General features: G+C 68.4%; 21 protein-coding genes. 11 read left to right on the top strand and 10 right to left on the bottom strand.

Going from position 1 to position 22,685, the window contains the following annotated elements:
* Window positions 1–2,537: sensor histidine kinase (locus ON20_RS02920; protein WP_245546977.1), on the bottom strand; the 2,537-nt coding region annotated here is incomplete at its 3' end.
* Between the two features lie 387 nt (window positions 2,538–2,924).
* Here ON20_RS02920 and ON20_RS02915 point away from each other — a divergent pair.
* From ON20_RS02915 to ON20_RS02900, 4 genes are all read left to right on the top strand, one after another.
* Complete coding sequence (locus ON20_RS02915) at window positions 2,925–4,901, top strand: AMP-binding protein (RefSeq protein ID WP_040833305.1); 1,977 nt, start codon at window positions 2,925–2,927, stop codon at window positions 4,899–4,901.
* A gap of 35 nt (window positions 4,902–4,936) precedes the next feature.
* Window positions 4,937–5,311, top strand: coding sequence for a hemophore-related protein (locus tag ON20_RS02910; RefSeq protein WP_040833304.1), 375 nt, complete (start codon window positions 4,937–4,939; stop codon window positions 5,309–5,311).
* A gap of 520 nt (window positions 5,312–5,831) precedes the next feature.
* Window positions 5,832–6,539: a response regulator transcription factor gene (locus ON20_RS02905; protein WP_040833303.1), complete on the top strand. Its 708-nt coding sequence runs from the start codon at window positions 5,832–5,834 to the stop codon at window positions 6,537–6,539.
* Window positions 6,536–7,927, top strand: coding sequence for a sensor histidine kinase (locus ON20_RS02900; RefSeq protein ID WP_174361846.1), 1,392 nt, complete (start codon window positions 6,536–6,538; stop codon window positions 7,925–7,927). The genes ON20_RS02905 and ON20_RS02900 overlap by 4 nt, the downstream gene beginning before the upstream one ends.
* Here ON20_RS02900 and ON20_RS02895 read toward each other — a convergent pair.
* The 3 genes from ON20_RS02895 to pdxH all read right to left on the bottom strand — a co-directional run bounded on the left by ON20_RS02895 (window position 7,924) and on the right by pdxH (window position 10,734).
* A complete protein-coding gene (locus ON20_RS02895) occupies window positions 7,924–8,283 on the bottom strand; it encodes an FKBP-type peptidyl-prolyl cis-trans isomerase (RefSeq protein WP_040833302.1) in 360 nt (119 codons plus the stop codon). The two genes, ON20_RS02900 and ON20_RS02895, sit on opposite strands and share 4 nt — an antisense overlap.
* 26 nt (window positions 8,284–8,309) lie before the next feature.
* Window positions 8,310–9,608: a citrate synthase gene (locus tag ON20_RS02890; protein WP_083864528.1), complete on the bottom strand. Its 1,299-nt coding sequence runs from the start codon at window positions 9,606–9,608 to the stop codon at window positions 8,310–8,312.
* Between the two features lie 397 nt (window positions 9,609–10,005).
* Window positions 10,006–10,734 (bottom strand): pyridoxamine 5'-phosphate oxidase, encoded by a 729-nt coding sequence (gene pdxH / locus ON20_RS02885; RefSeq protein WP_040833301.1) that lies wholly within the window; start codon window positions 10,732–10,734, stop codon window positions 10,006–10,008.
* A gap of 61 nt (window positions 10,735–10,795) precedes the next feature.
* On the opposite strand from pdxH, the gene ON20_RS02880 reads away from it, so the two are divergent.
* Entirely contained in the window at window positions 10,796–11,944 is a 1,149-nt protein-coding gene (locus tag ON20_RS02880) for a citrate synthase 2 (protein ID WP_040833300.1), read from the top strand.
* A 69-nt stretch (window positions 11,945–12,013) separates the two neighbouring features.
* Here the strand turns inward: ON20_RS02880 and ON20_RS02875 are convergent, their stop codons facing one another.
* Window positions 12,014–12,658, bottom strand: coding sequence for a hypothetical protein (locus ON20_RS02875; RefSeq protein WP_040833299.1), 645 nt, complete (start codon window positions 12,656–12,658; stop codon window positions 12,014–12,016).
* Window positions 12,659–12,721: 63 nt separating this feature from the next.
* On the opposite strand from ON20_RS02875, the gene serC reads away from it, so the two are divergent.
* The 3 genes from serC to ON20_RS02860 all read left to right on the top strand — a co-directional run bounded on the left by serC (window position 12,722) and on the right by ON20_RS02860 (window position 16,210).
* The gene (gene serC / locus ON20_RS02870) at window positions 12,722–13,846 is read left to right on the top strand and encodes a phosphoserine transaminase (protein ID WP_040833298.1); all 1,125 of its coding nucleotides are present in this window, start codon (window positions 12,722–12,724) and stop codon (window positions 13,844–13,846) included.
* A 280-nt stretch (window positions 13,847–14,126) separates the two neighbouring features.
* On the top strand, window positions 14,127–15,239 hold the full coding sequence (gene sepH, locus ON20_RS02865; RefSeq protein WP_040833297.1) for a septation protein SepH: 1,113 nt from the start codon (window positions 14,127–14,129) through the stop codon (window positions 15,237–15,239).
* A 221-nt stretch (window positions 15,240–15,460) separates the two neighbouring features.
* Complete coding sequence (locus ON20_RS02860; RefSeq protein ID WP_040833296.1) at window positions 15,461–16,210, top strand: DUF6928 family protein; 750 nt, start codon at window positions 15,461–15,463, stop codon at window positions 16,208–16,210.
* A gap of 8 nt (window positions 16,211–16,218) precedes the next feature.
* Here the strand turns inward: ON20_RS02860 and ON20_RS02855 are convergent, their stop codons facing one another.
* Both ON20_RS02855 and ON20_RS02850 read right to left on the bottom strand, forming a co-directional pair.
* Complete coding sequence (locus ON20_RS02855; RefSeq protein WP_438803371.1) at window positions 16,219–16,512, bottom strand: DUF2537 domain-containing protein; 294 nt, start codon at window positions 16,510–16,512, stop codon at window positions 16,219–16,221.
* Window positions 16,513–16,563: 51 nt separating this feature from the next.
* Complete coding sequence (locus ON20_RS02850) at window positions 16,564–17,367, bottom strand: TrmH family RNA methyltransferase (protein ID WP_040833294.1); 804 nt, start codon at window positions 17,365–17,367, stop codon at window positions 16,564–16,566.
* A 175-nt stretch (window positions 17,368–17,542) separates the two neighbouring features.
* On the opposite strand from ON20_RS02850, the gene ON20_RS02845 reads away from it, so the two are divergent.
* Window positions 17,543–17,953 (top strand): YccF domain-containing protein, encoded by a 411-nt coding sequence (locus tag ON20_RS02845; protein WP_040833292.1) that lies wholly within the window; start codon window positions 17,543–17,545, stop codon window positions 17,951–17,953.
* A gap of 15 nt (window positions 17,954–17,968) precedes the next feature.
* Here the strand turns inward: ON20_RS02845 and ON20_RS02840 are convergent, their stop codons facing one another.
* Window positions 17,969–18,406, bottom strand: a complete 438-nt coding sequence (locus ON20_RS02840) for a MarR family winged helix-turn-helix transcriptional regulator (protein ID WP_040833290.1) — start codon at window positions 18,404–18,406, stop codon at window positions 17,969–17,971.
* 114 nt (window positions 18,407–18,520) lie between these two features.
* Between ON20_RS02840 and ON20_RS02835 the strand changes: the two genes are divergently transcribed.
* Window positions 18,521–18,760, top strand: coding sequence for a DUF2530 domain-containing protein (locus ON20_RS02835; RefSeq protein WP_040833288.1), 240 nt, complete (start codon window positions 18,521–18,523; stop codon window positions 18,758–18,760).
* Between the two features lie 85 nt (window positions 18,761–18,845).
* Here ON20_RS02835 and ON20_RS02830 read toward each other — a convergent pair whose 3' ends face one another.
* Window positions 18,846–19,061, bottom strand: a complete 216-nt coding sequence (locus ON20_RS02830) for a hypothetical protein (protein WP_157228655.1) — start codon at window positions 19,059–19,061, stop codon at window positions 18,846–18,848.
* A gap of 120 nt (window positions 19,062–19,181) precedes the next feature.
* Here ON20_RS02830 and ON20_RS02825 point away from each other — a divergent pair, with 120 nt between their 5' ends.
* The gene (locus tag ON20_RS02825) at window positions 19,182–19,817 is read left to right on the top strand and encodes a TetR/AcrR family transcriptional regulator (RefSeq protein ID WP_040833286.1); all 636 of its coding nucleotides are present in this window, start codon (window positions 19,182–19,184) and stop codon (window positions 19,815–19,817) included.
* A 12-nt stretch (window positions 19,818–19,829) separates the two neighbouring features.
* Here the strand turns inward: ON20_RS02825 and ON20_RS02820 are convergent, their stop codons facing one another.
* Complete coding sequence (locus tag ON20_RS02820; protein ID WP_174361845.1) at window positions 19,830–22,628, bottom strand: sacsin N-terminal ATP-binding-like domain-containing protein; 2,799 nt, start codon at window positions 22,626–22,628, stop codon at window positions 19,830–19,832.
* Between the last annotated feature and the right edge of the window lie 57 nt (window positions 22,629–22,685).

The following is a 22,685-nucleotide window of genomic DNA, read 5'->3' as shown; positions in this document are numbered from 1 at the left end:
GCCGGTTCTTCCGAGAGGCGTCCGTTCGTGCCTGTGTCGGGGGCCCCGAGCCGGCGCTGCGGCAGACCATTGCTCCCCCGCGAGATCTGCGGCGCACCCGGGGCATCGACGGCACCGCCCTCGCGTGGCGGTATGCCGTTGGCGCCGGGCCGGCGCTGGGGAAGACCCAAGGACCCCTCGGGGGGCGGTCCGCCCGCGCCGGGGCGGCGTTGCGTCAGGATGTCGCGCGCGTTGTCCCGTGGTGGCGGGCCGCCCGCGGCGGCTTCGCTCGGGGTGTCACCGGAGCGTGGGGGCAGCGTGCCACCGGGGCCGAGGTTGCGCTTGGGTAGACTCGCGGCGGCGAGTTTCCCGCGCTGCGGCGTAGAACCGGCACTGGCGGACCGCAGGCTGGTCGCGGCCTGCTCTTCTTGGCCGCGCAGACCGCCGGCCATGGCCGAACCGGGCTGTCGCTGCGGCAACCCGTTCGGTCCGATCGCCGCGGCCGGTCGAGCCGATGCGGACCCGGGACGGTCCTCGGCGGCGCCGGGCCGCTCGGTGACCGGAATCGGCCCGCTCATACCGGGATCGACCGTGACCATGACATTTCCGCCCGGGGTCCGGCTGATCCCTCGGGTCTGCATGGTGGACGGCGACGCCTGCGGCTTCGGACCGGACTCGGTCGTCTTCTCGTCTTCGGACTTCGGCACCGCGGGCTGTGGTCCGGACGCGGAGGCCAGCGGCAGGATCTGCGTCTGGCCCGCGACGATCAGACCGAGCGGAATATGCACGGTAACCGTGACACCGGGGTCGCGCGCGGTATCGAAGGTGGGACGCAACCGCACCGTGAGCCCGTGACGTTCGGCCAGCCGGCCGACCACGAACAGACCCATGTGCCGGGCGGTGTCCGGACCGGGCTCGGCGGTGCTCTCCAGCTTGCGGTTGATCTCGGCCATCTCCGCGGGCGGCATACCGATACCGCGGTCGGCGACCTCGATGAGCAACCCCTGGTCGTGTGCTTGGGCGAAGGTGAACTTGACGTCCGTCTCCGGCGGCGAAGCGCGCAGCGCGTTGTCCAGCAGCTCGGCGAACAGGTGGGCGATATCGGAGGCCGCGGGCTCGACCAGCGCACCCCGCGGGGTCGCGCCCAGTTTGACCCGTTCGTAATCCTCGACCTCGGAGATCGCGGCCCGCAGCACGTCGGCGATCTCGACCGGAGCGGACTTGGCGCGGCGCTGTTTGGTGCCGGCCAGAATCAGCAGGTTGTCGCCGTTTCGACGCATACGGGCGGCGAGATGGTCCAGCCGGAACAGGTTCTCCAGCAGCCGTGGGTCCTTCTCGTCGTACTCCATCGCCTCGATGAGCGTGAGCTGATGGTCGACGAGCGATTTACTGCGTCGGGCCAGGGTCTCGAACATATCGTTGACCTGGGAGCGCATCTGCGCCTGATCACTCGCCAGACGCAGCGCCTGGCCGTGGATATCGTCGATGGCGCGGGCCAGCTGGCCGATCTCCTCGTCACTGCGGATCGGCATGGGCTCGAGCGGCACCTGCTCGGGCGATGCGCCGTTGCGCAGTTCGGCGACCTCGTCCGGCAGATCGCTTTCGGCGACGCGCAGTGCGGCCAGCCGCAACCGGTGCAGCGGCACGATCATCGACCGCGCGACGAAGACGGCCAGCAGCAGCGCGGCCAGAATGGTCAGCAGCACCACGATGCTGTAGACGATCGCGTCCCGCAGCGCCTTGTCGGCCATCTTCTGTACGCCGCTGTCGATCGCGGCGGTGGCCTCGGCGACCAGTTTCTCCGTGGTGTCGAGGCTGCCCAGCAGCGATTGGCGCGATTCACCGATCGGCAGCCTGCCCGCCTGCGCCTCGGGACCGGTGACCAGCGCGACACGCGCATCGATACCTTGACGGAGGATGGCGATATCGGGGTCTTCGGCGCTGTAGCGGTGGGCCAGGATGTTCACCAGCGTGCGCTCGGTATTCGCTGCGATCATATAGCTCTGCAGGCCGGCGACCGGATCACGCATGATCTCGGCCGCGGCGACCACCTCGCCGAGCATGGCGGATCGAGTATTGAGCGAGTCGACGAGGCGAAGTTTGGCCGGGTCGATCGAGGAGGAGCTGATCTCGGCTACGATGGCTTCCACGGTCCGAACGCCCGCGCTGCGGTAGGAGTCGATCTGGGCCGCGGCCTCGGCGGGTGGCAGCGACGAGGGCGCCTTACCGTTGGCGCGCACCGCCTTGGCTCCGTCGATCATCTCCGTGAACGCCTGCTGAGCGGCGGGTACGTCGCTCAGTTCGCCGACCGCCGCCTCGGCTGCGGCCAGCGCCTTGTCCAAAGTGGTGATGTTCTCGTCGGTCACCATGGACCGCCCCGGCGCGAGGGTGATGACCGCCGAGCCCGCGACCGTCGAGGTGGCCGCGCTCAAACCGGTCACCGTGGGAATCACGCCGACATTCTCGGCGGCCGCCGCGAGCCGGTTCGCCTCGCCCCACTGTGACGAGATCCTGGACACGCCGAGTCCGACCGCGACCGCCAGGGGCACGGCCAGCACGGCCGTAACCTTCCAACGCAGGTCCCAGTTACTGAGCGCCCAACGCTTCCTGCCGGACCTAGCGGCGTCGCGCATCTCCAACTCACTTTCCAACCTGGCCCCAGCCATGCATCATCAGCGACTCCACATTCACGCGCTGGCACGACGGTGGAGCTGACCGAGGATCGCGGCTGGCCGAGAAGTTGCGTCTACGACGGACCGAATTGATGTCATCGGATTCTAACGGATAGATAACTTCTTGGTGTACCCCGCCCGGTTCGACGGACAGTGACCAGCTTGTTCCAAACGAAAACAAAGGTCGCGGCTCTCATCTGGGGGCCGCGTGAAGTCTGCCACAATCATGCTGATCTATCGAGGGCGGTGCGAGGCGAGGCTAGGGAGTCACGGGTGAACGCGAGGAACGAGTATCGACCGGTCTATCAGACCAGCCTGGTCGATCCGGCCGAGTTCTGGGCCCGTGCCGCCGATGCCATCGACTGGGACGTTCCGCCGACGCAGGTCCTCGATTCCTCCGCGCGCCAGACGCCCCGTTGGTTTCCGGACGCCCGACTCAATACTTCCTATAATGCCCTCGACCGACATGTGCGCGAATCGGCGGGCCGCGCCGACCAGCCGGCGCTCATATACGAATCCGCTATGACCGGAACGGGTCGTGTCTATACCTATGCCGACCTCCTCGAGGAGGTCTCGGTTTTCGCAGGCGCGCTGCGGCGGCTCGAAGTGGCGACCGGGGACCGGGTCGTCATCTATATGCCGATGATCCCCGAAGCGGTGATCGCGATGTTGGCCTGTGCGCGGATCGGAGCCGTGCACTCGGTGGTGTTCGGCGGATTCGCCGCACCGGAACTGGCCGCGCGCATAGACGACGCGGAACCGGTCCTGGTCATCACCGCCTCCGGTGGTCTGGAACCGGGCAAGCAGATCGACTATCCGCCGATCGTGCTCCGCGCGCTCGAACTGGCCACGACCACCGCCCCGCGGACGGTGCTGGTGAAACACCGGCCCGGTTTCCCGCCGAACCGGTTTCCCGCCCCACAGCCCGCCACCGATACCCTGCCGAGCTCGGCCGACAGTGTGGCCGCGCAATGGCTGGACTGGGATGATGCGCTGGTCGGTGCCGAAGCGGTCGAACCGGTCTCGGTGGCCGCCACCGATCCGCTGTACATCCTCTATACCTCCGGCACCACCGGGAAACCGAAGGGCGTGGTCCGCGACAACGGAGGACACGCCGTCGCGCTGGCCTGGTCGATGCGCAATATCTACGATGTCGGCCCCGGACAGGTGATGTGGGCCGCCTCGGATGTCGGCTGGGTGGTCGGCCACTCCTATATCGTCTACGCGCCGCTGCTGGTCGGCGCGACCACACTGCTGTACGAGGGCAAACCCATCGGAACCCCGGATGCGGGCACGTATTGGCGTGTGGTGGCCGAGCACCGGGTACACGCCCTGTTCACCGCGCCGACCGCGCTGCGGGCCATCCGCCGCGCCGACCCGGACGCCGCGCTGGCCCACACCTACGATCTGTCCTCGCTGCGCGCCCTGTTCTGCGCCGGCGAACGGCTGGACCCGGCCACCTATACCTGGGCCGCCGAAACCCTGCTGGCCGGCCGCACCGACTGCCCGGTGGTCGACCACTGGTGGCAGACCGAGACCGGCTGGCCGGTGTGCGCGAATCCGCTCGGCCTGCAGCGGCTGCCGATCAAACCCGGATCGGCCTCGGTGCCGGTACCCGGTTTCCGGCTGCGCGTCCTGGACTCCTCCGGCAATCCGGTGGCGGCCAATACCGAGGGCAGTATCGTGATCGGACTCCCGCTGCCCCCCGGAACGCTCACCGGGCTGTGGCACGACGAGGAGGGTTACAGCCGCTCCTACCTCGCGGACTTCCCCGGCCACTATCTGACCGGCGACTCCGGTTACTTCGACGACGACGGCTACCTGTTCGTCCTCGGCCGCACCGACGATGTGATCAATATGGCCGGCCATCGCCTCTCCGCGGGAAGTATCGAGGCCGCCATCGCGGGCCACGAGGCCGTCGCCGAATGCGCGGTGATCGGCCTGCCCGACGAGCTCAAGGGCCAGCGTCCCATCGCCTATGTGGTATTGAAAACCGGGGCCACCGTCGATCCCGACACACTGCGCGATGAACTGGCCCAGCGGGTCCGCCAACAGATCGGGCCCATCGCCGGCCTGTACGACGCCGTCGTGGTTCCCTCCCTCCCCAAGACCCGATCCGGCAAGATCCTGCGCAAAACCATCCGACAGATCACCGCGGGCGAACCATACGAGCCCCCATCCACCATCGAGGACCCCACCGTCCTGGCCATCCTGGAACAAGTCATCAGGACACCGCACCCCCAGCCGTGACGAGATCCGTCACACCGCAGAGAAGGAGGCACCAGATGACCTGCCCGTACGGGAAGTTCGGCATCGCGGCGGCAATCGCGGCGATCGGCCTGCTCACACCCGCCATCGCCTCGGCGGGTCCACTGGAGATGGCCGAACCACTGCTCGCCTCGGACTGCTCCTTCTCGCAGGTCGACGCCGCGCTGCACGATCACGCGCCCCAGCTGGCGGTGATCCTGGATTCCAATCCGGAACTGAAGGCCGATCTGCGCGCGAAATTCGATCAGCCGGTGGAGAAGCGGCGCACCGAGCTGCAGCGCTACCTCGAACAGAATCCCGGCACCACCCACCAGGCCGGCGACGACCCGCGCACCCAGGAGCTGATCGCCACCCTGCGCACCGTCGCGGACACCTGCCACAGCTACGTCTAAGGCTGTGTTTTTATTGCGCCGCCTTCGGCGGCGCGGGTCGGGGCCCTCGTGACCCCGGGTCTTCCCTCCCTCCGCGCCGCCGCCGACGCGACGGCGCTCCGGTCGGTCCAGACCCGGGCGGGCCCCGACCACCGGTGTGAGGCGTTCACGAAGGTGTCGGCCAGGACCGGTGACCAGGACTCTCTCGGCGCGTCGCCGCTACGCGATATCGCCCCGGGCGGTCCGCCCCCGCGGCGGACCCCCACGACGGGGGCGAGGCGGCCGACAAGACAAGGGCCGGGACCTGTCGACGCGGACTCTCCCAGCATGCCGCCGCTACGCGATATCGCCCTGGTGGTCCGGGCCCGCGGCAGGTCCCGACCACGGGGGTAAGGCATCCGAGAAGGCTCGACCGGGCGTGGCGACTCGGGATCTCTCCAGCGCGGCACCGTTGGCGCGACGGCGCTCCGGTCGGGACGAACACGGCCATCGTGGTGGGGCGTTGGTGAAAGTGTCGGTGGAGCACAGGCAGAATTGGAGGGTGACCAGCGAGCAGACCGCGGCCCCGACCGTACTCGTTGTCGACGACGACGAAGATGTGCTCGCTTCCGTGGAGCGCGGGCTTCGGCTCTCCGGGTTCCGGGTGCTGGCCGCCCGGGACGGCGCCGCGGCGCTGCGGGCGGTTTCCGGGCATGCGCCGGATGCGATCGTGCTGGATATGAACCTGCCCGTCCTGGACGGTGCGGGGGTGGTTACGGCGTTGCGCGCTATGGGCAACGAGGTGCCGATCTGCGTGCTCAGCGCCCGCAGTTCGGTCGACGACCGGATCGCGGGTCTGGAGTCCGGGGCCGACGACTACCTGGTCAAACCATTCGTTCTGGCGGAGCTGGTGGCTCGGATCAGGGCGCTGCTGCGCAGGCGTACCGACGCCCCCGCCGCCTCGCCGGACAGTATCGTGGTCGGTCCGCTCGAGGTGGATGTGGCGGGTTATCGGGCGTCGGTACGTGGGCGGGAGATCGAGCTGACCACCCGGGAGTTCGAACTGCTGTCCACACTCACGCGCAACGCGGGGGTGGTATTGAGTCGGGAGCGACTGTTGGAACTGGTGTGGGGCTACGATTTCGCCGCCGATACCAATGTGGTGGACGTTTTCGTCGGTTATCTGCGGCGCAAGCTGGAGGCGGACGGCACGCCCCGGCTGCTGCACACCATTCGTGGGGTGGGATTCGTCCTGCGGGCGCCGAAGTGAACGCGCCCCTTCCACCGACACCTGCCGGCCGCCGGCCCGGGGATACGCCGGGCCGGCGGCGGTCGTATTCGCTGCGCACCCGAGTTGCGGGCGCGGCGGCGGCCGGTGCGGTACTGATCGTCGCCCTGTTGAGCGCGTTCGTGGTGGAGGCCATCGAGCGCAACAACCTGCGGCAGACGGATCAGCAGCTGCTCATCGCGTCGCGGCTGGTATTGATCGACCCGGTGATCGCGGTCGGCGTGGTGAACCTGGTCGGCCCGGACAGGAATATGGCGCTGACGGTCCGGGACAACGGCGAGATGGTGGCAAGCACCACGATCCGGCTGCCCGCGTTGCCCACCGGCTCGAAGACGGTCACCGTCGACGGTATCCCGTACCGGGTGCTGACCACCTCGGAGAATCAACCGCCGGGACGGGCGGTATCACTGGGGATACCGGCCGCCGAGGCCGCCGAGGCGACCAACCGGCAGCAGCGGTGGGTTCTCGGCGGAGCCGGTCTGGCCATCGCCGCCTCGGCGGGACTGGGTTGGCTGTTCGGCGGCCGGGCGGTGCGGCCGATCGTCGATCTGACCCGCCGAGTGGGCTCCCGTGACAGCTACGGCGCCCCGAACAGCTCTCTCGGACCGGTGGACGGCTCGGGGGTGCTGGAAGCCGAACAGTTGGCCGAGGCGGTGAACGGCATGCTGCAGCGGGTGGATCAGGCCCAGGCCGAGACCGCGGCCGCCCTGGAGACCGCGCGCGATTTCGCCGCCGCCTCGGCGCATGAGCTGCGCACTCCGCTCACCGCCATGCGCACCGATCTGGAGGTGCTGCGCACCCTGGACCTGAACGAGCAACAGCGAGCGGAGATTCTCGACGACCTGCAGCGCAGCCAGGAACGGCTGGAGACCACCCTGGCCGCGCTGGAACGGCTGGCCGCGGGTGATCTCACCCGGGAACGCGACCATGTGGACACCGATGTGGTGGAGCTGTGCGATCTGGCCGCCCAGGACGCCATGCGACATTTCCCGGACCTGACCGTCCACGTCGATGCCGATATCGAGCTGGTGACCCGCGGCCTGCCCGCGGGCCTGCGGTTGGCGGTGGACAACGCCCTGGCCAACTCCGTGAAACACGGCGGGGCCACCGAGGCGTTGGTCTCCGCGCACCGCATGTCCGACGGCACGATCGTCATCTCCGTAGACGACAACGGACACGGTATTCCGGCCGAAGAACGCCAAGCGGTCTTCGAGCGCTTCTTCCGGGGCAGCCGCGCCGGCAAGGGGGGATCCGGGCTGGGCCTGGCGCTGGTCGCGCAGCAGGCCCAATTACACGGAGGCCACGCCTACTTCGACGACGGCACCCTCGGCGGGGTCCGTTTGGTCCTGCTTCTCCCGGATCGTCCCTAGCCGACGTTGAGCAGATCGATCACGAAGACCAGGGTCTTACCGGAGAGCGGTTGTCCCCCGCCGGCCGGACCGTAGGCCAGTTCCGGCGGGATGGTCAGCTGCCGCCGGCCGCCGACCTTCATGCCCGGAATCCCTTCCTGCCAGCCCTGGATCAACCCACGCAGCGGAAAGGTGATGGACTCCCCGCGATTCCAGGAGGAGTCGAACTCCTCGCCGGTATCGAATTCCACACCCACGTAGTGCACCTCGACCGTGCCGCCGGGCACGGCTTCCGGGCCGTCGCCGACGACGAGGTCCTTGACGACCAACTCGGTAGGCGGCGGGCCCGCCTGGAATTCGATTTCCGGTTTGCTCATGGGCAGATTCCCTTTCGAGGTATCGATCAGCGTTCGCTGAGTTCGGTGTAGTCGCGTGCACCATAGCCGGTGTAGACCTGCCGCGGGCGACCGATCCTGATGGGTTCGCTGTGCATTTCCCGCCAGTGGGCAATCCAGCCGGGCAGCCGGCCCATGGCGAACAGCACGGTGAACATGCGGGTCGGGAAGCCCATGGCCTTGTAGATGACACCGGTATAGAAGTCGACGTTCGGATAGAGCTTGCGCTCGATGAAGTAGTCGTCGGTGCGTGCGGCCTCTTCCAAGGCCTGGGCGATATCGAACAGCGGGTCGTTGCCGAGCTTGCTCAGGATCGCGTCGGCGTGCTTCTTGGCGATGGACGCCCGCGGGTCGTAGTTGCGGTAGACGCGGTGTCCGAAGCCCATCAGCTTCACACCGTCTTCCTTGTTCTTGACCCTGCGGATGAACTCCTTGACATCTCCGCCGGCGGCCTTGATGCCGTCGAGCATTTCCAGCACGGCCTGGTTGGCGCCGCCGTGCAGCGGGCCCCACAGCGCGTTGATACCACCGGAGACCGAGGTGAACAGGTTGGCGTCGGAGGACCCGACCAGCCGCACGGTGGAGGTGGAGCAGTTCTGCTCGTGATCGGCGTGCAGGATCAGCAGCATGTCCAGCGCGGCCGCGATCTCCGGATCGACCTGGTACGGCTCGGCCGGGAAGCCGAACGTCATCCGCAGGAAGTTCTCCACCAGGGACAGCGAGTTGTCCGGGTAGAGGAACGGCTGGCCCACGGACTTCTTGTACGAGTACGCGGCGATGGTGGGCAGCTTGGCCAACAGCCGGATTGTGGACAGCTCGACCTGTTCGCGGTCGCGCGGGTCCAGCGAATCCGGGTAGTACGCGGATAGCGCGTTGACCGCGGACGAGAGCACCGGCATGGGGTGCGCGTTGCGCGGGAAGCCGTCGAAGAACCGCTTCAAATCCTCGTGCAGCAGGGTGTGCCGACGGATCTTGTCGGTGAACTCCTCGAGCTGGCTCTGGGTGGGTAGCTCGCCGTAGATGAGCAGATAGCTCACCTCGATGAAGGTGGAGTGCTCCGCCAGCTGTTCGATGGGGTATCCACGGTAGCGGAGAACACCGGCCTCACCGTCGATGTAGGTGATGGCCGACTTGGTCGACGCGGTGTTGACGAATCCCGGATCGAACATGGTGTAGCCCGTGCTCGCCAGCAGCTTGCCGAGATCGATACCGTCGTTGCCTTCGGCGGCCTGGGCGATCGTCATTGGGTATTCGCCACCCGGGTAGGTGAGAACCGGTTTGGCGTCGTTGATGTGATTCTCGGGCACGGAAGGATCCCTCTCAGGCGTATGACCATCGGCATCGCGTGCGGTCGGCACACGGTGCGTTACCGGAGACGCTAGTCGCTGCTTCACCGGCCCCGGCGAGGAGGGGTACCCACGAGTAGTTCTCACGGAGCCGCGGAAAACGCCGTGAGGACACCCCTGTCCGGCACTCGGGATCATCGCCGTGACCGGCCGACTCACCGACGCGTCCGGGCCGCGGCGGCCGTCCCGCGGCCCCGCACACCGGCCGTCGCGCCATCTCGTTGCTCGCCACCGCCGGCGTGTACCCGGATACCGCCGCGAATAACCGTGCGAAATATCACCGATACCCGACTTACAAGCTCTGACCAGGCCAAATACCCACCGCCGCAGGGCATGACATCCAATTGGGCCCGGGTCCCTATGGCTGCAGCCGGCGCACTGTCATTCCCGTGTCGTCGACGAGCACTTGGATGCGGTTGTGCAACCGCCCCTGTCGTCCCTGCCAGAACTCCACCTCGTCGGGCCGGAGCAGATAACCGCCCCAATGGGGTGGCACCGGAATCTCGTCCACATCGCCGAACCGGACGATGGCCTCTGCCAACGCTCGATCGAGATCGGCCCGGGAGTCGATCGGCCGCGACTGCTGGGAGGCCCAGGCACCCAGCTGGGACTCGCGCGGTCGGGACCGCCAGTAGACGGCGGTGGTCTCGGCGGAGACCCGTTCGACCCGACCGCGCACATGCGCCTGCCGGGCCAATTGCGGCCACAGGAAGGTCGCCGAGGCATACGGCACCGCCGCCAGCTGGGTTCCCTTGGCCGAGTCGTAGTTGGTGTAGAAGATGACACCCTCCGGGGAGAGCCCCTTGCACAGCACGGTGCGCGTCACCGGACGCGGGGCCGCATCCGGTGACCCGGTGGCGGCGACGGTGCCGAGCACCATGGCGTTGGGCTCGGCGATACCGACCGCGGTGGCCTGTTCGATCCAGTGCCGCAGCAGCGGTTCCCACCCGCCTGCCAGCCAGCTTTCGTCGAGCTCGGCGTCGTGTATGCCGCGGCCGGTGGACGGATCACCCATCCCCAGATGGGTGACACCGTATTCGGCCCGCATCGCGGCGAGATCCGGGCGGGAATTGTCCAGCTCACGCATGGGCCAGACGTTACTACCCGGTAGCCAAGCGATAGAGTCGTGGGGAAAGGAGAGTCCTGCCATGACCACAAGCTCCGCGGTTTCCGGCTCCACCGCCCTTCCCCCGGACTTCGTCAGCGGCCTCGAGGGCGTGGTGGCGTTCACCACCGATATCGCCGAACCAGACAAGGACGGCGGCGCGCTGCGCTACCGCGGCGTCGACATCGAGGATCTGGTCATCAATCGGGTCACCTTCGGCGACGCCTGGGCTCTGCTGGTCGACGGCGAGTTCGGGCACGGGCTGCCGCCGGCGGAGCCCTTCCCCCTGCCGGTGCACACCGGCGACGTCCGGGTCGACGTCCAAGCGGGTCTGGCCATGCTCGCACCCATCTGGGGCTATCGGCCGCTGCTGGATATCGACGACGAGACCGCGCGGGAGAATCTGGCCCGCGCCTCGGTGATGGCGCTGTCCTATGTCGCGCAGTCCGCACGCGGTATCTATCAACCGGCGGTCCCGCAGAAGAAGATCGACGAGTGCACCACGGTCACCGAACGCTTCATGACCCGGTGGAAAGGCGATCCCGACCCCTGGCACACCGAGGCCATCGACGCCTACTGGGTCTCGGCCGCCGAACACGGGATGAATGCCTCCACCTTCACCGCCCGGGTGATCGCGTCCACCGGTGCCGATGTGGCGGCCTCGCTCTCCGGCGCCATCGGCGCCATGTCCGGTCCGCTGCACGGCGGCGCACCCGCGCGGGTACTGCCGATGATCGAAGAGGTCGAGCGAGCCGGTGATGCCCGCGCGCTGGTCAAGGGCATTCTGGACCGCAAGGAGAAGTTGATGGGCTTCGGCCACCGGGTGTACCGGGCCGAGGATCCGCGGGCCCGAGTGCTGCGCGATACCGCGCGCCGGCTGCGCGCGCCGCGCTACGAGGTGGCCGCCGCGCTGGAACAGGCCGCGCTGGCCGAACTGCGGGAACGCCGCCCCGACCGGGCGATCGAGACCAATGTCGAGTTCTGGGCAGCCGTCATCCTGGACTTCGCCGAGGTCCCCGCCCATATGATGCCCGCCATGTTCACCTGCGGCCGGACCGCCGGCTGGTGCGCGCACATCCTGGAGCAGAAACGGCTGGGCAAACTGGTGCGCCCGGCCGCCATCTACACCGGCCCGGGGCCGCGCCGCCCGGAGGACGTGGCGGGCTGGGAGTCGGTGGTCCGCGTCCGATAGGCGCGGCCTCCTTCGACGGCCTGGACACGGCCGAGGCGGAGGCGTCCCGGACCGTAGGGTGTCGTTCGTTCAGCGCTCCTTCAGCGTGGCCTCCCAGTCGACGGCGACCGATTCGCCGCAATCGACCGTGAAGAACGCGACCTTCAGGCGCCGGCCCAGGTCGACCAGGTCGATCGCGGCCAGCGGCACCGACTGCACCAACCGTATCCGCCAGGGCGTCGGCTCGTCCCAGGTCTGTAGCTCCAGGTCCAGTCGCAACACCGGATCGCCGATTCCGGAGTAGTCGGCCGCGACGGGTGTCGCCGCCAGCACTGTGGCCTCGGCGCGGCGGCCGTCCGCCAAGATCTTCGTGGTACCCGAGTGGTCGGCGGCCGTGACGCCGAGCGGATACAACACCACCCGCTCGGGGTCGCTGGGGTCGACCCGACAGCGGATCACGTCCCCGGGCCGCATTCGGTCCAGATCGGCTTGGCGGACCTTCTGCCGTATCCGGGTCTCGTACGGCTGCCGCCCCGGTATCCGGATCCGGACCCGGAACACACAGCCGGGTCCCCGGTGGCACGGCCGTACGCCGAGAACGGTTGCCGAGCCGGTAAGACCACATATCGACAACTCCTGTCGCGCGGCGCCGGAAACGACTCCCATCTGCGGGTGCATTCGTCGCGCCGGCAGGCCGCGAAGCCATCGGCGCAGGTTTGCCGAGAGCATGCTCATACCGCTGGACGTTAGCTGGAGTGTGGTACGACGCACAGCGACACCGCGACTACGCTGTTCGCCATGACCAGTGCGTTCCCGACAATCCCCGACGACATCAAACCCGCGGACGGTCGTTTCGGCTGCGGCCCGTCCAAGGTGCGCCCGGAGCAGTTGCGGTCCCTGGTAGACGTGGGGGCCTCGGTGTTCGGCACCAGCCACCGGCAGAAGCCGGTCAAGGATGTGGTCGCGCGCGTGCGTTCCGGCCTGCGCGATCTGTTCTCCCTGCCCAACGGCTACGAGGTGGTCCTCGGCAACGGCGGCACCACCGCGTTCTGGGATGCGGCCGCCTTCGGCCTGATCCGTGAGCGGTCACTGCACCTGACCTATGGCGAGTTCAGTTCGAAGTTCGCCTCCGTGACCGAGAAGAACCCTTTCATCGGCGAACCGATCGTGGTGTCCGCCGACCCGGGTTCGGCCCCCGAGCCGGTCGCCGATCCGTCCGCCGATCTGGTCGGCTGGGCGCACAACGAGACCTCCACCGGTGTCTCGGTTCCGGTGCGGCGGCCCGCGGGGTCGGAAAACGCACTCATCGCCATCGACGCCACCTCGGGCGGGGGCGGGCTGCCGGTGGATATCACCGACGCCGACGTGTACTACTTCGCGCCCCAGAAATGCTTCGCCGCCGACGGTGGCCTGTGGATCGCGCTGATGAGCCCGGCCGCGCTCGACCGGGTCGAGGAAATCAAGGACTCCGGGCGTTGGACACCGGATTTCCTGTCGCTGCCGATCGCCATCGACAACAGCGTCAAGGATCAGACCTACAACACACCCGCGCTGGCCACGCTGCTGTTGTTGGCCGATCAGATCGAATGGCTGAACAACCACGGCGGATTGGACTGGGCGGTCAAGCGGACGCTGGATTCCTCGTCGCGGCTGTACACCTGGGCGGAGGCGAGTGAATACGCCACTCCGTTCGTCGTCGATCCGGCGCATCGCTCGCAAGTGGTCGGCACCATTGATTTCGCCGATTCGGTGGACGCCGCCGCGGTGGCGAAGATTCTGCGCGCCAACGGCATCGTGGATACCGAGCCGTATCGCAAGCTGGGCCGCAACCAATTGCGCATCGGTATGTTCCCCGCCGTCGAACCCGACGATGTAACCCGGCTCACGCGCTGCGTGGACTGGGTGGTGGAAAAGCTCTCCTGATCGTCACCGCCTGCCACCGGCCCGTCGACGGATCCGCTCCTGCCCAGATCGTCCGAACAGCGGTTTCGATGACAGGCAATGGGCTGTTGCGCTTTTCGAGTGTGGTGGCCCATTGCCTGTTCGGAAACGACTTGATACGCAAAGAGATAGAGCAGATTAGCTGTGCGGCGCTGCCGCGGGGTAGATTTCGATGCCGCGTGTCTTGCCACACGAATCTCAGAAGTGCACTACTGTTCCAGAACGTGGGCGGTGTCGCGAGCAGCGCGATAAGGAGGTAACGGTGCGTGAACTTCGAGTGATCGGGGTGACGCCCGACTCCGCCCATATCGTGTGCGTCGACACCGAAAACGGCCAGAAATTCCGGCTTCCCGCCGACGACAAACTACGGGCCGCGGCCCGTGGGGACCTTGCCCGATTCGGCCAGATCGAGATCGAAACGGAAGCCACCATGCGTCCTCGCGATATCCAGGCCCGAATCCGTGCCGGCGCCTCCGTGGAGCAGGTCACCGCGGAATCCGGCCTGCCGGCCAATCGGGTCGAGCGTTTCGCCTACCCCGTTCTGCTGGAACGGGCCCGCGCCGCCGAACTGGCCCAGAAGGCACATCCGGTCCGTTCCGACGGACCCGCCGTCGAAATCCTCATCGACGTGGTGACCGCCGCGTTCACCGCCCGCGGCCACACCCTGGAAAACGCCGAGTGGGATGCCTGGAAGGACGAGAAGGGGTTCTGGGTCGCCCAACTGCAGTGGCAGAACGGCCATTCCGAGATCGCCGCGCACTGGCGTTATCAGCCGGACGCGCACGGCGGTACGGTCTCCCCGCTCGACGATCCGGCCGCGGATCTGATCGATCCCGATTTCGGCCGTGCTCTGCGCGGACTCGCGACGATACTGCCGACCGAACCCGAAACACCGCCCGAGCCCGAACCGGCCGTCGAGGTCCGGCGCGAGGCCGCACCGGCGCCCCGTAGCGCTCCGGCGGGCCGATCCGCCGCCGAGCAGTACTCCACGGTCGAGGAGTACTACGAGCAGCGTGCCGTGGCCGCGGGCGGGAGCGCCGTCCCCGCGGCCGGTGGCGCGACCACCGGGGGTACCGCTGTGGGGTCGAACACCACCGCTTCGGCCGACACCCGCGCGGAATCGAACGGCCGCGCGGCGGAGAGCGTCTCTGCCGCGGGCGGTAGGCCGGCCAAGGTCGCCGCGGGCACCCGGGCGGGCACCGAACCCGCCGAACCGCAGGTCACCGAACCCGAGGAGGAGCCGCCGTCGGCTCCTGAACAGCCCGCGAAGCCGACGGCGAACAAGGCCAAACCGGCCGCCCGCGGTAAACGCGGCAAGGCGCCGATGCCCTCGTGGGAGGATGTGCTGCTGGGCGTACGCGGCCCCGGTCGCTGACCCGGTCCGGTCGCGCCGGTCCGTCGACCGAATCGGTACTGTCGTCCGAGTTTTCGGCGTGTTGGCGGAGGAACGACCCCTTCCCCCACGTCCTGCGGGTAAATTTCTTCATGCGCTGTCAGCGCAGTTCAATCCACGCACAGCGCGGGCCCGGGCATGACCGCCTCGGATTGCCCATTGTTTGCGACACATATTTCGCGTGCGGTCGGGAGGTGCCGGAAATGCTGTGCAAAGTTTCGTCGATCTGGTATGTCGATACACCCGATCCGGCCGCCGTACTGCGCGCCCATCTCGATCCCGACCCGACGGCGGGGCCGGCACTGGCCCGGCAGCTGCATCCCGACCTGGATATCGTGCCGACCACGAAGGACACCCTCGAACACCACGCGGGCCCGGAACCCGACGAGGTCTACCTCGGCTGCTATCCCGGCCTCACCCTGCTGTGCTCCGCACAGGCCACCCGGCCCCGGCCCACCGGGATACCGGAACTGCTGGTGCGACCACTCGCCTCCGAGCACACGTACCTGGTGGCCTTCGATACCACGCGCGGCTGGGGAGCGTTCGCGCACTGGGAACGCGGAGAACTGCGCCGCGCGTTCAGTTCGACCCGGCTGAACATCCTGGAGAACAGGGGGCTGCCCATGGTCTGGGAACGCCCGTATTGGGCGGGTGAACATCCGGTCCGCCGCCGGCCCGGCGAGGTATCCGACCCGCTGGCCCTGCCGTACGATCCCACCCTTTTCGCCGATGCCGCCCAGTGCGAATGGCTGGGTTTCGGCTACCGGGCCGCCGCCCGAGACGGGCTGTCCCCGGCCGATATCCCGGTCTGTGGTTTCGCACTGCGTCCCAAGGGCGCGGCATCCGACCGCAACGGTCACGACAACCACCCCACCCCGGACGGCACCCGCCGGGGATTGTTTTCCTGGCTGCGCGGATACGACGCGACGCCGGCCACCGGCGGCGACGAATAACCGGCGGTTCAGCCGAACAGCAGCGCCACCCAGCCGAGCAGCACACCCGCGGCCCCGCCGGCCACTATCCAGCGGACCACCGGGACAGCGCGCCAGCGCCAGGCCGTCGGTGCGACACCGCCGACCGCGACCAGGTTCACGGCCAGCGACAGCAGTGGATGTACCTGCGCCAAGGCGACCCCGAACGCGTACACCGCCACGGCGGTCAAGGCCGCCACCAGTACCGTCACGGTTATCCCGGCGGCCCATGGTGTCGGGTCCGGCGAGGGCGGATATCCGGGGTGGCCCGCGGGTGGCAACACGTTCACCGGGAAAACGTAGCGCGGATACCCGCCGCGCACCGGGGTGTGTATTCATGCCGTCCGGACCCGCTCGTAAAAGGCCAGGGCGGCGGCGGTGGCCACATTGAGCGAATCGGTGCCCGCCGCCATGGGAATACGCGCGCGCACATCGGCCGCCGCCATGGTCTGTTCGGTCAGACCGGGCCCCTCGGCGCCGAACAGCAATGCCACCCGGCCTCCGGTCACGGCAGTGGCCAGGGTGTGCGCGCCCGGGTCGGGGGTGAGCGCGACGAGTTGGAAACCGCGCCGGCGCAGCAGCTCCAGCCCGTTCGGCCAGTCCGGTATTCGGGTGAACGGAACCCGCAGCACATGCCCCATCGAGACCCGCACCGCGCGCCGGTACAGCGGGTCGGCGCACCGCTCGCCGAAGAGCACGGCGTCGACCCCCAGTCCGGCCGCGTTACGGAAGATGGATCCCAGATTCTCGTGGTCGTTGACGCCTTCCAGCACGGCCACCGTCCGTGCCTCGTCGAGCAGCGGGCCGAATTCGGGTTCCGGGGGACGCCGCGCCACCGCCAGCACGCCCCGATTGAGATGGAACCCGACGACCTCGGCCATCACCTCGGCCGAGACCCGGTAATAGGGCACATCGAGCCCGGCGAGATCATCGGCCAGTTCCCGCCGCCGCTTCTCCACTCCGAGCAGGGCATGCGGGGTGAACGGCGAATTCACCATCCGCTGCACCACCACGACCCCCTCGGCGATAACCAGCCCCTTACCACCGGGTCGATCCGGTCGCCGATCCGCCGCCTTCAGATCACGAAAGTCGTCGACACGCGGATCGGCGATATCGTCCACATCAACAACCACCGCCACAGCCGATATCCTGCCAACCCCGCCCCCCAGGTCGGGGCCCGCCCCGGGTCTGGACCGACCGGAGCGCCGTCGCGTCGGCGGCGGCGCGGAGGGAGGGAAGACCCGGGGTCACGAGGGCCCCGACCCGCGCCACCTCCAGGTGGCGCAATCAGACACAGCCCGGCATGCTGGAAACGTGAAGCCGATCCAATTCGTCCTCAATATCCTGTGGCTGGTCTTCGCGGGATTCTGGATGTCACTGGGCTATCTGGTGGCAGCGCTGATCTGCTTCGTTCTGATCGTCACCATCCCGTTCGGCGTGGCCGCGTTGCGCAATGCGGCCTATGTGCTGTGGCCGTTCGGCCGCACCACGGTGGAGAAACCGGGCGCGGGCGCGGGTTCCCTGATCGGCAACATCATCTGGTTCGTGGTGGCGGGCTGGTGGCTGGCGCTCGGGCACCTGGGCACCAGTATCGCACTGGCCTGCACGATCATCGGGCTCCCGTTCGCCTGGGCCAATCTCAAGTTGATTCCGCTGGCCCTGTTCCCCCTCGGCCGCGAAATCGTGGACAGCGACCAGGCTTTCGGATACCGGCACGCACGGTAGCCGCGCCGGGAATGCCTATTCGGACTCGGTGACGATCCGGTTCATGATCTTCACCGCGCGGGCGAGCACATCGAGCTGCTCCGGCTCCAAATGGGACAGCCGATCGGTCATCCAGGCCTCCCTCGCGCTGGCCTCGTCGGCGAGCAGTCCCGCACCGGCCGGCGACAACGAGACGATGATCTGCCGCCCGTCGGTCGGGTGCGGTGTACGAGCCACCAACCCCATATCGGTGAGTGAGGCGATCACCCGGGTCATCGAGGGCGGCTGCACGCGCTCCTTCGCGGCCAGCGCACCGGGGGTCATGGCGCCCTCGCGGTGCAGAGTGGCCAGTACCGACAGCTGGGTCAGCGAGATCAGCGAATCCGTACGCCGCCCCCGTAGATGTCGTGTCAAGCGTACGACCGCCAGCGATACTTCGCTCGCGAGTGCTCGAACATCCGATGGGGTCGTCACAGTTGTGAACGATACGGGACACCGTTCGTCGGAGGGAGAATACGGCAACCGGGCCTGTTACCGGGCGTCGGGACCACGCCGGCCGCTCGTGGAACAGAGGTCTAGGCTGGGTTGATGGCCCCCGAGGTTCCGCAGATTCCACCGTGGCTGACCGATCCCCGCCCGGTTCTCGCGATCGGCAGTGCGCTGTGGGCCGTGGCCACCGTTGTGGTGTGGCTCGGCGGCGATCGTTGGGAATCCACGCGTCCGGTCTGCCTGATGGGCCTGGCCGTGGGTCTGCTCGGCTACACGATATTCCTCGTCCAGCGGCGCGGTGCGCGGCGCGGCGACAAGGGTGCGCAGACCGGACTGTAGTGCCGGCGGATGTCGGGGTGGTCCGCGGAAACGACGCCTCGGACCGATGCCCGAGCCTCGCACGCCGGGCGAGACCTCGCCTGTTTCAGGGGATGTCGAACTCCGCGCTGGTACCCGTGAACGGCACCGGCCGTCCGTCCGGCGTCAAGCGGTCGGCGAAGTGCCGGAAATGGTAGCGGCCCGGTTCGGCGTCGTGGGGGGAGACGCCCGGCACGAGGGCCGGCCCGGTCACAGGCGCCGTCGACACCGCCGACACGGCGGAACCCGCGACCGTCCGGGTGAGCATTGTCCTGCGCGTCACGGTTACGGCGGCCCCTCTCGGTTCGCAGGGCAGCAAACCCATACATCTGGACAATCGTCCAGTTCGGTGGGTCCATTCCGGGAATTGACTGTTCGCGCCGTGGGCGCTTAACTCGCTCAGGTGTCCTCCCGATTGAGCGTCGAAGAACGACGGGCCCACCTTATCGAGGCCGCGATCGGCCTTGCCGAGAAAAAGGGAGTTGCGGGCGTGACCACACGAGACGTCGCCCAGGCGGCAGGCGTCTCGCTCGGAGTGGTGCACTACTGCTTCGAGAACAAGGACGCCCTGATGACCGAATTGGTCAAGGCGCTATCGATGGAACTACGCGATTCCGTCGACGCCGACGACACCGTATGGCAGAGCACCGGCACCGGCATCGCCGCACTGCGGGAGCTGGTGCGCGCGGGGCTGGAACTGATGTGGCTCAATGTGGAGGCCACCCCGGAGCGACAGCTGCTCACCTACGAGACCACCACCTACGCCCTGCGCGAAGGTGAACAGACGCCCGCGAAACTCGCCATCGCGCGAGAACAGTACGCATTCAACGATTCCACGGTCGCCGATATCCTCGAGCACGCCCGCGTCGCCACCGACAGCCGATGGACGGTACCGGTGCGCACCCTGTCGCGGTTCACGCTCAATGTGATCGACGGAATCGTGCTGCGCTGGCTGGTGGACAACGACAGCGAAAGCGTGCGGACCCAGTTGGACCTGCTCTGTGAGACGCTGGTGAACCACGCGGAGGCCGGCGCGTAACACTCGCGCCGATCAGCCCTCCGGACGCGGACGCCGCAGATGCGTGGTCGTGCCGTCCTGCCACCACGGCACCGATACCGTACGCCGCACCGCCCCGTGGAGCCGCACCCGCAGATCATCGTGTAACACCAGCGGCCCGACCTGCGCCGGCAAGGCGAACATCCTGCGCACCACGACCCCGAGCGGCTCGTCCGACCAGGTGGTTCCGTAACCTGCGCCGAGAATCTCGACGGTTACGCTCTCCGAGGCCAGTGGCAGATCCAGCAAGGTGGCCAGATCGGCGGCGAAATCCGGATCGCCCACCACCAACCGGTCCGGAGGCACCACGAGACCGAAACACGGCCGGTCCAACACCAGCGCGTCCGCCGCGTCGATCACCGCCCCCGACAGCGCCCGTACCCGATCGGGCGGGTCGACGGCGGTGAGGTCCAACCGCGGCACTACCGCGGACAACCGGGCGTGCACCAGCGAAACGGTTTCGGGCGCCGGTGTTCTCGCCGGATCGGCAAGGGCCTCGAGCAGGACGAGGGCCAGATCGGAGTCGATGGCCTCCGGATCGGCCAGACTCGACCGCAACACGTCGAGATCCGTGCGCGACAGTCCGGTGATCGGGAGTTCCGGCAGCAGCCCGGCGAATTCGATATCCCCGGGATGCCGGTACCGTCCCAGCGGGATGCCGTCGACACGGGCATACCGGCGCAGCCACCAGGCGGTATAACCGGCCCGGTCCGCGAGCGACGCCCGGGTGCGGTCCCCGGACAGCAGTCGCCACAACGCCTCCGGCCAGGAGGCGTCGTCCACCAGATCCAGATCGCGGACCGCGGTCAGTTCCGGCGGGTCCTCGGACAGGCCGGCCCACCACGCGTCCTCGTCGTCGAGCTGATGGTCGGGTCCCGTCGGATCGGTTTCGGAGACGATCCCGAAATCCCAGCCGACACCCACCGCGCGCAGCGCGGCCGCACCGTACCTGTCGACGATACCGGCGGCCACCGTGCCGAGCGGCGAATCCGGTATGAGCAGTTCGGCCAGGGGAGCGTCCGGCAGCAACAGCTCATCGGCCGGCCGCAGTTCACCGGCGCTGTCGGGTATTTCGAGCAGACCCAGCCAGTCCGGCAGCGTATCGGTCTCGGTGGAAGCGGCCAGACGCAGCACCGCGTCGACGGTCTCGGGGTCGCCCGGCCGGTCGGCCAGTTCGGCCCGCAGGCCGGGATCGGTCAGCAGTTCCCGCGCCGTGGCCTGCCGGGAGCCCAGCCGCGCCAGGAGCGGATGCACCGCCTCCGGGTGCGCCAACCGCGCCCAGTGCACCGGGACCGGCTCGCGCAGCCGATCGTCGAGCACCACCGTGCGCGGACCCGTGACCAGCCGGCCGTCGGCCAGCGGAACCGCGAGCGCGCCCAGTTCCTCGACCGCGAGCCGATCACCGACGAACGGTTCCAGCGCGGTGTACAGCGCGTACCACCAGCGCGGCGGCCGGTCGAGCCCACCGGACAGTTCGGCGATCCGGGCAAGGCCGAGCCGATGCACGTCGAGCACGGACAGCGCCTCGGCGTACCGGCGCCCGGACAGACTCGGCGGCACCAGCGGTCCGACCATACCGGCGAGCAGTTCGGCCAGCTCAGGAGTGATATCGGGAAATACGCTCGCCCGAGTCGGCACCGCCGTCCGGTACTCCGTCGGGCCGGTCCCGTCCGCTTGCGCGCCCGCCGAGGAGTCGGAGCCGTCGATACCGCCTGCCTCCACCTCGGATTCGTCCACCACGACCGGTAGCCATGAGTGTTCCCGCAGCTCCCGAACGATCGCTTCCCGCAGCAACCCGTCGGCCTCGCTCCGCGCGAAGCCGGGTGCCGGGACCAGAACGAGCCGATCCTCCGGGGGTAGTGCCCGAGCGAAATCGGCATAGCCCGCGACGATCCCGTCGAGCCGGGCGCCGGGCAGCAGGCGGCGCCGATCCGGCTGCATCGGAATATCGACGACCAGCAGTGCGGGCAGGGACAGTTCCTCATCGGAACGGGTCGGCGCCCGCAGCACATCCGGGGCGGCCGGCACCGGCGTACCGTCGCGCACGGGAAGCAGCCAGCGCGCGTGCTCTGTCCGGAACTGCCACCATATGCGCTCGGCCCCGAAGCCGCTGATCCGCAGTTCACTCGCGCCGCGGGCGTCCAGGTCCCGGGTCCGGGCGACCAATTCCTCCGAACCGATCCGAACACTGTGCAGCGCGGGCAGTTCCATCAGCAGGTCGACCGCCTCTCGGCGCATGGCCGCCGACAGATGTTCGACATCCACCTCGTCCCGCAGCCGCAACACCACCTCGGTATCCGCGCCGGGCACCGGCCCCACCGACACCGGCCAGGCCAGCCGCAGTACGGGCGGCGCGAAATCCGCGGCGGCCGGACCCTCCGGAACCGATATCCCCGACCGGCGCAGGGCATCCCGAGTACGGGCCCGAGAGAAGTGCAGCGACCCACTGGTGGAACGCAATTCGATATCGTCGCTCACGGTGAGCACCGCGGTGAACCCGACCCCGAAGCGGCCGACGGTGCCGGATGTATCGGTTTTCCCGGAAGCGCGCAGCGCGGTCATCGCATGCACTCCGGAGATGTCGACGGGCGCGCCGGTATTCGACACCGACAGCGTCCGCCCGTCGAACCGGATCACCAGCCGCCCGGGAACCCCGGCCGCGGCGGCCGCGTCCGCGGCGTTCTGTGCCAACTCGGTGAGCAGCCGATCCCGGTACCCGGCCCGCACCAGGTCCGCCTCGGCGGCCGCGTCCTCCCGCAACCGGGTCGGTGAGTCCCGCCATGCCGTGAGCACCGCGGATCGCAGCCGCGCCGTATCGAAGGGATCGGGTATATCCGCTCCGCCGGAAGT

It is taken from the genome of Nocardia brevicatena NBRC 12119, from assembly GCF_000308495.1.
GTDB lineage: Bacteria > Actinomycetota > Actinomycetes > Mycobacteriales > Mycobacteriaceae > Nocardia > Nocardia brevicatena.
The sequence above is the reverse complement of the archived record's forward strand: the minus strand, read 5'-3'. Positions and strand labels throughout refer to the sequence as shown.